The 12,453-nt window shown below is 40.8% G+C and carries 10 protein-coding genes, 1 tRNA gene, 1 pseudogene and 1 riboswitch; of the genes and pseudogenes, 6 read left to right on the top strand and 6 right to left on the bottom strand.

The window, feature by feature from the left end; genetic code table 11:
* Positions 1-53 precede the first annotated feature (53 nt).
* The 5 genes from WKR92_RS03560 to WKR92_RS03540 all read right to left on the bottom strand — a co-directional run bounded on the left by WKR92_RS03560 (position 54) and on the right by WKR92_RS03540 (position 5,741).
* Positions 54-1,451 (bottom strand): serine hydrolase domain-containing protein, encoded by a 1,398-nt coding sequence (locus WKR92_RS03560; protein ID WP_375556458.1) that lies wholly within the window; start codon positions 1,449-1,451, stop codon positions 54-56.
* Positions 1,452-1,461: 10 nt separating this feature from the next.
* On the bottom strand, positions 1,462-2,046 hold the full coding sequence (locus tag WKR92_RS03555; RefSeq protein ID WP_375556457.1) for a DUF4468 domain-containing protein: 585 nt from the start codon (positions 2,044-2,046) through the stop codon (positions 1,462-1,464).
* Positions 2,047-2,106: 60 nt separating this feature from the next.
* Positions 2,107-3,753, bottom strand: coding sequence for a ribonucleoside-diphosphate reductase subunit alpha (locus WKR92_RS03550; RefSeq protein ID WP_375556456.1), 1,647 nt, complete (start codon positions 3,751-3,753; stop codon positions 2,107-2,109).
* 38 nt (positions 3,754-3,791) lie between these two features.
* Positions 3,792-4,766, bottom strand: a complete 975-nt coding sequence (locus tag WKR92_RS03545) for a ribonucleotide-diphosphate reductase subunit beta (protein WP_375556455.1) — start codon at positions 4,764-4,766, stop codon at positions 3,792-3,794.
* Between the two features lie 99 nt (positions 4,767-4,865).
* Positions 4,866-4,999: riboswitch (adenosylcobalamin (AdoCbl) riboswitch) on the bottom strand.
* A gap of 109 nt (positions 5,000-5,108) precedes the next feature.
* A complete protein-coding gene (locus WKR92_RS03540) occupies positions 5,109-5,741 on the bottom strand; it encodes a hypothetical protein (RefSeq protein ID WP_375556454.1) in 633 nt (210 codons plus the stop codon).
* A 421-nt stretch (positions 5,742-6,162) separates the two neighbouring features.
* On the opposite strand from WKR92_RS03540, the gene WKR92_RS03535 reads away from it, so the two are divergent.
* From WKR92_RS03535 to WKR92_RS03510, 6 genes and pseudogenes are all read left to right on the top strand, one after another.
* A tRNA-Leu gene (locus WKR92_RS03535) sits at positions 6,163-6,244 on the top strand.
* 72 nt (positions 6,245-6,316) lie between these two features.
* Positions 6,317-7,654: a trigger factor gene (gene tig, locus WKR92_RS03530; RefSeq protein ID WP_375556453.1), complete on the top strand. Its 1,338-nt coding sequence runs from the start codon at positions 6,317-6,319 to the stop codon at positions 7,652-7,654.
* Positions 7,655-7,853: 199 nt separating this feature from the next.
* Entirely contained in the window at positions 7,854-8,564 is a 711-nt protein-coding gene (locus WKR92_RS03525; protein WP_375556452.1) for an ATP-dependent Clp protease proteolytic subunit, read from the top strand.
* Entirely contained in the window at positions 8,551-9,798 is a 1,248-nt protein-coding gene (gene clpX / locus WKR92_RS03520) for an ATP-dependent Clp protease ATP-binding subunit ClpX (RefSeq protein ID WP_375556451.1), read from the top strand. Before WKR92_RS03525 ends, clpX begins: the two co-directional genes overlap by 14 nt.
* A 74-nt stretch (positions 9,799-9,872) precedes the next feature.
* Complete coding sequence (locus WKR92_RS03515) at positions 9,873-10,691, top strand: AMP nucleosidase (RefSeq protein ID WP_375556450.1); 819 nt, start codon at positions 9,873-9,875, stop codon at positions 10,689-10,691.
* A gap of 48 nt (positions 10,692-10,739) precedes the next feature.
* Positions 10,740-11,717: pseudogene (locus WKR92_RS03510) on the top strand (PLP-dependent cysteine synthase family protein); the annotation flags it as partial.
* 87 nt (positions 11,718-11,804) lie between these two features.
* Here WKR92_RS03510 and WKR92_RS03505 read toward each other — a convergent pair.
* Complete coding sequence (locus WKR92_RS03505) at positions 11,805-12,437, bottom strand: YceI family protein (protein WP_375556449.1); 633 nt, start codon at positions 12,435-12,437, stop codon at positions 11,805-11,807.
* Positions 12,438-12,453: the final 16 nt, after the last annotated feature.

The following is a 12,453-nucleotide window of genomic DNA, read 5'->3' as shown; positions in this document are numbered from 1 at the left end:
CCCTCACACCACTGTACGTGCGGGTCTCGCATACGGCGGTTCAGCAATGAACCTCATAGTTCGTTCATCAGTTCGAAACACAATTCATCTATATTCCCTGTTTTGGGATGAGAACTGGCAACGTTCGATAAAACTACAACGGCTGTTTCATTACTTAGGTTTACAATTATAGAAGAGGAATAACCTCCTGTCCCTCCATTATGCCAGACTAAATCTTCTCCCTTTTTAGATTTTAATAAATGCCATCCTAAACCGATTTTCATATTTTCGTTGATATCAAAAGTCGGCTTCCGTGTTAACGCAAGCTCTTTATTATCCGGGTCAAGTTGTCCAGTTGCAAATTTCGCTAGATCCTTGGTGGTGGATAATACTCCTCCTGCTCCGAACAGAACATCGAAGTCCCAATTAGCTGTAATTTCGCCTTTCGGATTTCGTCCTTTTACTAACTTTTCATTCAGGTGCAGCGGACTTATAAATGAATTTTCCATTTTATACTGATCGAAAACTCTCTTTTGAAGAAGCTCTTCGAAGCTTGTCTTTTGTGATAATCCAAGTGTATAGCCTAATAAACCGGCTCCTAGGTTTGAATACGAATATGTTTTTGAAGGCATATGCTCAAGTTTTATCATATTTCTCAGATAATCCTCAATTTGCTCTTTCCCGTAGCTTTTGTATGGATTTACTGGATCTGATAAGTCTAGATTTTCTGGTAAGCGAGGTAAACCGGAAGTGTGATTCGCCAGATTAATGAAGGTTAGTTCGATATTGTCCTTAAAAGGGAATGGATAATATGAATTGATATCGTCGGTTAATTTGATTTTTCCCTCTTCCACCAGTGACGCCAAAACGGTTGATGTAAATACCTTTGTAATAGAGCCGATTTCAAATACATTGTTTTGATTTTCGATGGGACTGATGGTATCGTTTATTTTTATAACTCCGTAATAATTGGTTATACCGTTTTGGGTTAAAGCGATTGAAAGTTGCGTATTATTGGGAAACTCTTTTGTTTTTGAGAAAATTATTTCAGCAATTTCTTTTGGGTATTTGTTCAATGCGTTTACAGCATTCTTCGCAGTCTCCGTTGGTTCTTTATAAGGCCGGACCAAGAGTCCGTTTATCCTATCTTTGTCGTCGAGCGAAATGTTGACCGCTAAAATACCTTTTTGAAATGTTGTTTTATAGGTCGCATAGGTCCTTTGTTGATAACTGATAAATTCTTTGCTTTCTATTTTACCCATTTGAGTTTTTAGACCAGTCAAAAACTGCTTTGTTTTTTCCAACGGCAGAGCTTGTTTCATTTCGGCCGAGAAATTATTGAAAATTTCATCATAGCTCCCAGCGTTGTAATTCGCTTGGAAATTATCCGCGGCGGTTTTGTAATTGTCCGTCTGAGCGAACAATAAATTTGTCGTCAGGATTATTGTTAAAAAACAAAGTACTCTTTTCATATGGATTTTTTCACTCACTTAATCCCTCTGCAATCAACCATTCAATACCTTTCAATGTCGACCGTCCTTTTGATTTAAACTGCCGATAGTGGTCCAGTCCTTTGGCGACCATATCAACTTTTTCTTCTTCGGAATAGGATGAGTCAAATAGTCGATCTCTGATAATCCGCTCTTGCTGTGTAGAGGTTAATAGCGTTTCTTCCATCGGGATAACCAGTCCTTCATGTTCAAAGTAAATATCGGTAATACGATATTGATAGGAATTTTCCTTTATATCAAATAAAAGATTGAAATGAACCGGGACGTCAATCAAGACGGTGTCTTGTGGACTGTCGGGATCTAAACTAATAAGGCTTTGCCCTCGCAAGCTCAGCTTTCCAGCTTGTTTGTCATCTGTTAGGATTACTTCTTCGGCAGACTTGAAGGTTTGCACAACCCAAGCCTTTAGTTCCTCATAGAGCTCTTCTTGCGTTCCGGTTCTTTCTACAACTCCCGAGTATTCTACTTTTTCGAATTCTGGGTTGATAGGGATGTCCTGACCGTAGACATAGCTTAGGCAGGTAAATAAAAATAGGGTAAATATTGATCTCTGCATTTGAACAAAATTTACCCTAAGATAGTAAAATAAACGTGGAGGATTGTCGCGAATATGAAGCTATGCCTCGCAACTGACACAAGTAACCATATTGGCAATAAATTCTTTCGACACGCTCTGGCTACGTTGGTAGTAAAGGCTCTTTACACCAAGTTTCCACGCCTCGATCATCAACATGTTGACGTCTTTGACCGGAAGGTTAGACGGGATATTGAGATTTAAGCTCTGAGCCTGATCGATGTATTTCTGACGAATGGATGCTTGCTGGATGATCTCGAGCTGACTGATTTCTTTAAAGGTTTTGAAAACGGCTTTCTCTTCGTCGCTCAGTTCGGTTAAGTGTTGCACGCTACCGTGGTTCAACATAATGCTGCGCCAAATATCTTCGTTGTCTAGGTCTTTTTCGACGAGCAACTGGCGTAGGTATTTGTTCTTCCGCATAAAGTTACCTTTCGCGAGTCCGGCTTTGTAATAATTGCTGCTAAAAGGTTCAATGCCTGGTGAGGTCTGACCTAAAATGGCAGAAGAGGAGGTGGTAGGGGCGATGGCCATCAAGGTGGTGTTTCTTTTTTCGTAACCTTTCAGGATCTCGGGTTCGCCATAGATGTTTGCCAATTCTGCGCTGGCTTTTTCTGCTTTTTCGCTGATGTCCTTGAAGATGGTGGTGGTCAATCGTTTTGCATCCATCCCTTCGAAAGGAATCATGTTTTTTTGAAGATAGGAATGCCAACCCATCACGCCCAATCCTAAAGCGCGATGCCTTTTGGCAAAGCGATTGGCAGAAGCTAAGTAGTAATTATCTTCCGTTTTGGCAATGAATTCTTGTAATACTGCATCCAGAAAGAACGTAGCCAGCCGCACAGCGCCTGTATCTTTCCATTCATCGTATAACTCCAGGTTCATCGATGAGAGGCAACAAATAAAGGATTCGTCGAAACTGGATGGTAAAGCAATCTCTGAGCATAGATTACTCGAGTATATTTTCAGGTTTTTATCCTTATATACCTGTGGTTTGTTTCGGTTGATGTTATCCGAGAAGAATAGATAGGGGAGTCCTTTTTGCTGACGGCTCTCCAGTACTTTTGCCCAGATTTTACGTTTATCCATGTCGCCGTCAATCATGTCCTGCATCCAGTAGTCGGGTACACAAATACCTGTAAAAAGATTTTGTATGGGATTGCCGATATTCTTGATTTCCAAGAATTCACCAATATCCGGATGATCAATATCCAAATAAGCAGCAAAGGCCCCGCGCCGAACGCCGCCCTGCGAGATGGTATCCATGGCGGTATCAAATAGTTTCATAAAGCTAACGGCACCGCTACTTTTCCCATTGTCGGTAACCGCACTGCCGCGTTCGCGGAGTTCACCAAAATAACCGGAAGTGCCACCGCCAATTTTGGTTTGCATAATCACCTCACCGAGTTTATGAGTGATGCTTTCTATATTGTCCGGTACGTAAACATTGAAACAAGAGATCGGTAGGCCTCTTTCGGTACCCATGTTTGCCCAAATCGGCGAGCTTAAGCTCATCCAGCCTTTTTCGATCATCTCGATAAACGGTTCGCAAAGTTCAGGCTTATAGAGTCGCTTAGCGGCCGCCATAGCGATCCGTTCGATAGCCGTTTTTGTCGTTTCGCCTTTGAGCAGATAACCTCGGTTGAGGATTTGCTGACTTTCTTCATTTAACCACCAAAGTCTTTCCATCTTCGTCAATTATAATTTTTAAAACAGGGATTTTTTGTTTAAAATAAGTCGTTTGCAGTAATACTTTTATCATGTTTGGTGTAGTCTACCGGCCTTTTGGCAAAGAAATCATCCATGCTGTTTGCAAATACTTCTTCTTCAAACCACACCATCGGCTGATAATCGCTTTCAGATACATTGAAGGCTCTCGGCATTCCAATTCTGCGCAAGCTGTCATCCGCACGATACTTCATGAAGTTCAGGAGGTTGGTCTTGTTCACGCTCTCAATTTCCCCACTCTCAAATATCCAGTCCAATATCTCCGCTTCTACCTCAATTGAGTTTCTGACAATATCCATAATGCGGTTCTTCGTCTCGTCGTCGAAATATTCAGGAAACTCTTCTTTGATTTTGTTGACAATGTAAATGCCTGCATTCGCATGAATTTGTTCATCCACCGAGGTCCAGGCAATAATGTTGCTCACGTTTTTCATCGCCCCTTTGAAGCGCGTAAAGGAAAGGATGATAGCGAACTGGCTGAACAGGGAAACATTCTCGATCAAAATGGAGAATAGAATCAGAGAGAAAAGATATTCCTTCTCATCTTCAGATTTGGTATGTGCCAGGGCCTCTGAGAGATAGTCGACACGCTTTTTTATAACCGGAACATCAATCAACTGTTCAAATTCATTATTATAACCGAGTACATCCAGCAACCTTGAATAAGCTTCCGAGTGTCTGAATTCGCATTCAGCAAAGGTGCTTCCCAAGCCATTAAACTCTGGTTTCGGTAGGTGATGATACAGGTTGCCCCAGAAGGATTTTACGGCAACTTCGATTTGTGCAATCGCCAGCAGGCTTTTTTTAATAACTTCCTTTTCATTGGCATCCAAATGGGAGTGGAAATCTTGGACGTCGGCAGTGAAGTCTACTTCTGAATGGACCCAAAATGATTTGTTAATAGCTTCTGTAAAGTTCAGAATTTCGGGGTACTCGAAAGGTTTGTAATTTACCCTCTTGTTAAAAATGCTCATACTACTTTGTGTTTTAAATTGAAAAAAACAAATTAAAAAGTAGGATGTACAAACGGATACGGGCTGAAGGGTCTTGAGATCAATACCTTAAAGTATTCATTCGGACATTTACTTTTTTTGCGAAAGCAAAGTCTAGCGAAAAAGGAAGGTGATCTGGCTTATAGAATAATTCCTACTTACAGTTGCGCGACAGCTCATGAATTTCACACGATTCCCCTTTTTTATTAGTGTAATACCTGATCGCTATGATTTTACATCAAGACAAATCTATTGTTTTAATTGATGAGTGGGGTAAATATTTATCAACAATAACACCGTTATTCACAAACGTGAATGCAAAGCTTAAATGGTCCACTCGTCGTGTACCACGCCAACCAAGTAATAGTTGCCGTTGACCTGCTTGAATATCAAGCGAAGAGCCCGCCAGTCCATGCCACTGTATTTTTCTTCGAAGCCGGAGAAATGACTTTCAGTGAATTGTGTTCCTGGGTAAATTTCTTCTTGGTTGTTGATACTATTCCCGGATGCAATGGATTCATTAACGCTAAAAGTTTCCGGTTCCAGAAAATCTACATCGTAGACATACCTGTCAAAATACTCCTTTGCGGTGAGTTTAATGTCATCGCCTGTTCCGTCTGCTGCGCCCCAGATCTGTTCTTCCTCACTGTTCACCGCGCTCAGAAAATCGGCTTGTGATAGGTGGACGTCTGTGTCAGGACGAATATAAGCGTAGGGAGAGAAGCGAACGCCTTCATCCGGATGGATGTATTGTGCGATTGCTTCATAGTTTTTATCCTTGAATTCCTTTAAGATCGCTTTGCTGACCTGGGTCAAATCCGTTCTGACAATAGCCGTATCCGTCGAGTCGCTTGCAACATTCAGCGAGTCGCTTTGATCTTCGCTTTGTTGGTTGTTGCTATTATTACAGGACGCGAACAGGGTAAGCGCGATAATAAATACGAAAAATCTTTTCATGTTTTCTAATCTTGAATACGTATAAATGTAATAAAAAAATAGTAGAAGGAAAGCTAAGAGCGGAAAACAATGCCAAAAAGATAAAGCGACATTTTGACAAGATGCAGTTGTCAACTTGCAAAGTACACGTTTTAATTGAACAGTGGTCAAACAGTGGTCAACCAGACTTCAAGCAGTCCTTAACCAATGGTAAAAGGACTGGTTGGGGACTATACAATCACAGTTTGTCCATGGTTTGTTTAGAAGAATGTATTATTCGTTTCTTATTGATTTAGTTCGGGCTTTTTACTGAATGAGCTGATGGTATTGCTCAGTGAAGTTTGGACGTTGGCCGGTTGACGTAATCCGAAAAATATTTAAAAATGTTTTTGATTTTTAACAAAAGATACTACCTTTGCAATCCATAATTAATCCTATACCTGCGGAAGTGGCGTAATTGGTAGCCGCACCAGACTTAGGATCTGGCGCCTCACGGCGTGGGGGTTCGAGTCCCTTCTTCCGCACTTGATTCCTCTCGACATAATCGGGGGGAATTTTTGTTAAATGAATAATTAACGGCAAACGTAATAGCAGCTATGAATATTTCCCAAGAAAACATTGATGACTTGAATGCAGTAGTCAGCATAGAATTAAAACCAGAAGACTATAAAAGTCAAGTTGACAGTGCTATTAAAACTCAAGCTAAGCAAGCGAAGTTACCAGGTTTCCGTCCTGGAATGGTACCTACTTCGCATATTAAGAGAACCTATGGTAAAGCGATCTTAATCGATGAAATCAATAAAATTGTTAGCAATAGCCTAAACGATTATCTAACGGAAAATAAACTAGAAATTCTAGGACAGCCTCTTCCGAAAGAAGAGGAAACTCAATATACATGGGGTTTTGAAGATGATTATAACTTCAAATATGAAATTGGCTTAGCTCCAAAGGTTGATGTGCCTTTTACAGAGAAAGATACATTAACTGAATATGTTATTAAGGCAGATGATGAAACCTTGAACTCAAGAATTTCAAACTTGAGAAAAAGCTATGGTAAGCGTTCGAACCCAGAAGTATCTGAAGAGGACGATGTACTATACGGTGAATTGACACAAGTGGATGCCAAAGGAGAACCTCTCGAAGACGGAATTGTGAAAACAACTTCGGTACGTAGCGATATCATCGAAGATAAGAAAATTAAAAAGAGTTTGGCGGGCCTGAAAAAGGACGATGTTGTTGCAATCGACTTGAAGAAAGCTTATGATGACAGTACAGTAGCCAGATTATTGGAAATTGAAGAAGATCAGGTAGCTGACTTGGTGGGAACATTCAACCTGAAAGTTGAAAATGTAAACCGCTTAGAGGAAGCTGAAATGGATCAGGAGTTTTTCGATAAAATTTACGGTGAGGGAACGGTAAAAACTGAGGAAGAATTCAAAGCCAAGGTACAAGAAGAAATTGAAAGCTTATTTGTTCAAAATGCAGATCAGAAGCTTCAAAACGATATGTATACACTCGGTATGGATCGTGTGAAAGCAGATTTTCCAGATGAGTTTTTGAAGCGCTGGTTGAAAACTACCAATGAAAAACTAACTGACGAGGAGATTACGGAAGGCTATGATGATTTCGCCAAAAATTTAAAATGGACATTGATCGAAAATAAAATTATCAATGATAATAAATTGGAGATTCAGTATGAGGAAGTAATTGCCGCTGCTAAAGAGCGTTTAGCCGCCCAATTAAAGATGTACGGACAGCAAGACCTTCCTGAGGAGCAGTTGAACCAATACGCAGCTCAATTACTTCAGGATAAAGAACAAGCGAATCGTTTGTTTGAGGAAGTAAAAGCATTGAAAGTGTTTGATCATTTGAAAGGGATTGTGAAGTTGGAGAAAAAGGAAATTCCTTACAACGAATTTATCGAATTAAAGTAAAATTTTCTAACATATAAAGGAAGCCACGCTGATTCTTAGTGTGGCTTTTTTATTGGTTTTAAGGGTATTTTTTAAGAGCATCGGGCATTTTGGCAGGTTTTGACGAGGGATACCAGATGGCTCAGTTTTTGTAATTCTAGTTTTTTTACTTATCCTTAATCCATATATTTATTCGTCTTAAATATTAAAACAAATCATTATGAGTATCGATAAAAAAGAATTTAGAAATTATGCTATTAAACATCACCGCATCGGTAGTCAACATGTCGATGGGTTTATCTCTCGGGTAGAAAATAGACATGTACCGACATCGATGACTCCATATATTATTGAGGAAAGACAATTAAATGTTGCTCAAATGGATGTTTTTTCGCGTTTAATGATGGACCGTATTATCTTTTTAGGGGACGCGGTGACTGACCATGTCGCGAATATCATCCAAGCACAATTGTTGTTTCTTCAATCGGCCGATGCTCACCGCGATATTCAAATTTATATTAATTCTCCCGGTGGAAGTGTATACGCTGGATTAGGTATCTACGATACGATGCAGTATATTTCACCAGATGTCGCTACTATTTGTACAGGGATGGCAGCTTCAATGGGAGCTGTATTATTGGTGGCAGGTGCTGCGGGTAAACGTGCTGCTTTGCAACATTCGCGAGTGATGATACACCAGCCGTCGGGCGGAGCACAGGGAGTGGCTTCTGATATGGAAATCAACTTGGAGCAAATGTTAAAATTGAAAAAGGAACTTTATACCATTATTTCACACCACTCGGGCAAATCGTTTGACTGGGTAGAAAAGTCTTCTGATCGTGATTTCTGGATGACATCCGAGGAAGCGAAAGGGCATGGAATGGTGGATGAAGTATTAAAAGGAACAAAAAAAGACGATGGCAAAAAGTAAAGAAAAGGAAGTAGCTTGTTCTTTTTGCGGTAGAGCCCGGAAAGATACGATGCTGCTAATCAATGGCGACGGCGTATATATATGTGATAAATGTATTACGCAGGCAAATGAATTATTGGCTGAGGCGACAGGTGTTGAAAAAAGCAAAGCCATTGAAGGTGCCCTGAAGCTTTTGAAGCCAGTAGACATAAAAAAACATCTTGATGAATACGTAATCGGGCAAGACGAAGCTAAGCGAGTTCTTTCTGTTGCCGTATATAATCACTATAAACGTTTGAGCCAAAAGGTTGATGAAGACGGAGTTGAAATCGAAAAGTCGAATATCATCATGGTAGGGCAAACTGGAACGGGAAAGACGCTATTAGCTAAAACCATAGCGAAGATCTTGAATGTACCTTTCAGTATTGTAGATGCAACGGTATTGACGGAGGCAGGCTATGTTGGGGAGGACGTTGAAAGTATTTTAACTCGCTTGCTTCAGGCAGCTGACTATGATGTAGCCGCAGCAGAACGAGGAATTGTATATATCGATGAAATTGACAAAATCGCACGTAAAAGTGGAAACCCTTCGATAACACGGGATGTGTCGGGTGAGGGTGTTCAACAGGCTTTATTGAAGATTTTGGAAGGAACGAGTGTCAACGTACCACCACAAGGGGGACGTAAGCATCCGGATCAAAAGATGATCGCTGTAAATACAGCTAATATTCTATTTATCTGTGGCGGTGCATTTGATGGCATCGAGAAGCGGATAGCAAAACGCTTACGTACAACCACGGTGGGCTATAAGATGTCATCTAGTGACTCGGATATCGACTTGGAAAACTTACACAAGTATATAACTCCTCAGGATTTGAAGGCCTTCGGTTTAATTCCAGAGTTGATTGGTAGGTTACCGGCAATCACCTTCTTGAATCCATTGGATAGAGATACACTACTGAGTATTCTGACAGAGCCTAAAAACTCTCTGATCAAGCAATATGTAAAACTGTTTGCTTATGAGAATGTGAAACTTGAATTCGATAAGGAAGTATTTGAGTTTATCGTGGACAAAGCGATGGAGTTTAAATTAGGTGCAAGAGGTTTAAGGGCAATTTGTGAAGCTATCATGTTGGATGCCATGTTTGAGGTTCCCTCTCAAAAGCATAAAGCAGAGGAGACTTTGAGGATCACGCTGGACTATGCGCAAGATAAATTTCAAAAATCAGATGTCGACAAGCTCAGGGCTGCTTGATTTAAGATAGAAAAATGAAAAGTCCCCGTAATTACGGGGACTTTTTTTATATTTATATATCGCGGATAATGATTATGGAAGATAAAAAAGATACTAACCAGAGCCCCGTTCAGGTAGGCTTAAAGACAAAAGATGAGATTGTAGAGAATTGGTTGCCCAGGTATACGGGTCGGCCCTTGGATGAGTTTGGTAACTATATCTTGCTGACGAATTTTTCTAACTATCTAAAGCTATTTTCGGAATGGCATGACAATGCGCCCATTTATGGTTTAGATAAACCTATGCAGAGTGTAACTGCCGAGGGTATCACCATCATCAACTTTGGGATGGGGAGTCCGGTTGCAGCGACCGTTATGGATTTATTATCGGCTATTCAACCCAAGGCGGTTTTGTTTCTTGGGAAAGCCGGTGGAATAAAGAAAAAGAACAGTATTGGTGATTTGGTTTTGCCTATTGCCGCGATCCGAGGTGAAGGTACTTCGAATGATTATTTTCCGCCTGAGGTGCCAGCCTTACCCGCCTTTGCTTTGCAGAAGGCCATTTCAACAACTATTCGCGATCATGAGCTCGATTATTGGACCGGTACCGTTTATACTACGAACCGGAGGGTCTGGGAACACGATAAGGGCTTTAAGAAATATTTAAAACAGTTACGTGCCATGGCCGTGGATATGGAAACTGCTACCATATTTTCGGTTGGTTTTGCTAATAAAATTCCGACGGGCGCTTTATTGTTAATTTCGGACCAACCGATGGTTCCGGAAGGTGTGAAAACTGAGGATAGTGATACAAAGGTTAGTGCCGATTTTGTGGAGTCGCATTTGCAAATTGGAATTGAGTCGCTACGACAATTAATTGAACATAAGCTAACGGTGAAGCATTTGAAGTTTTAATCCTACAATTGATTAGCTAAGAATCAGAAAATAGAGATAATAAATACGATGTGGTATAATAATATTTTAGAAACCATTGGCCAGACTCCTTTGGTGAAGATAAACAAGATTACGCAAGATGTGCCTGCTACGGTATTGGCTAAGATTGAGTCCTTCAATCCGGGTAATTCGATAAAGGACCGGATGGCCTTGAAAATGATTGAAGACGCGGAAAAAGCGGGGTTGCTTAAGCCAGGAGGAACCATTGTGGAAGGTACTTCGGGAAACACAGGAATGGGCTTGGCGATGGCTGCAGTGATTAAAGGATATAAATGTATTTTTACGACCACAGATAAGCAGTCTAAAGAAAAGATAGATGCTTTGAAGGCTTTTGGAGCGGAGGTAATTGTGTGTCCGACTGATGTTGACCCCGAGGACCCCCGTTCGTATTACTCGGTATCTAGTCGCTTAGTAGAAGAAACCCCGAATGCCTGGAAACCGAATCAATATGATAACCTTTCTAATACGCAGGCAAATTATGAACAGACCGGACCGGAAATTTGGGAGCAAACTGAGGGAAAAGTGACGCATTTGGTGGTCGGTGTTGGAACGGGTGGAACGATTTGCGGAACAGGAAAATATTTGAAAGAGAAGAATCCGGATATTAAAGTGTGGGGCATTGACTCATACGGGTCGGTTTTTAAGAAATATAAAGAGACGGGGATCTTTGACAAAAATGAGATCTATCCATATATTACTGAAGGTATTGGTGAGGATTTTCTTCCCAAGAACGTAGACTTTGATGTTATTGATTACTTTGAAAAAGTGAGTGATAAGGATGGGGCTATCATGACCATGGAACTTGCTAGGAAGGAAGGGGTTTTTGTCGGTAATTCGGCTGGCGCGGCGATGGCAGGAGTGATGCAATTAAAGGATCGGCTGAAAGAAGATGATGTCGTTGTCGTTATATTCCATGATCACGGTTCACGTTATATGGGTAAAATGTTTAATGATGATTGGATGAAAGAAAAGGGTTTCGTACGCGACTAGTCTTTTTATCAAAAACACGAATGCCGAATGAATATTCATTCGGCATTCGTGTTTTGTGGATTCAGATTGTGATCTGAACCGTTATTATTTCTTTGCAACTAGGTGTACGTCAAAGTTGATCTCTTTACTAATCAGGTCGTCTGCTTTTCCTTGGTAGCTAACTCCCCAGTCTTCACGAGCGATGTTAAAGTTAGCGTCAAGAACTGCTGATTCAGCCGATAGTTCCGATGCTGTAGCATCAAATTTGATGTTCTTGCTAACGCCGCGGATGGTTAAGTTACCTGCAACAACGAGTTCGTTAGCTGTTGCGCCCTCGGTAACCTCTGTTATCTCAAACGTAGCGGTGGGATGATTTTCAACGTGAAAGAAATCTTCACTTCTCAAGTGACCCATCAACTTGTCTCTCATTTCGCCTTCAAGATCTTGAACGTCGATTGTGTTCAAATCGATTTCAAAGTTACCTCCAGTTAAGTGTCCATCCTCTGAAACGATTAGAGAACCTGAAGTGATATCAACTTCGCCATGGTGTTTGCCTGTAACTTTTTGTCCTAACCATTTTACGGTAGAAGCACTGGTGTCTACGCTTAGCGAATTTCCATCAGTTGTTACTGTCGTTTCTACTGCATCAGAAGTCTCAGCTTTCTGACCATCGGGGTTACTTACGCAAGAAGCTAAAAAGATAGCTGGTGCGCTTAATAAGATTAAAATCTTTCTCATCTGTTTAAATCTGTTT

The sequence above is a fragment of the Albibacterium profundi genome, assembly GCF_042159835.1.
Lineage (GTDB): Bacteria > Bacteroidota > Bacteroidia > Sphingobacteriales > Sphingobacteriaceae > Albibacterium > Albibacterium profundi.
This window is presented reverse-complemented; position numbering and strand designations above follow the sequence as displayed.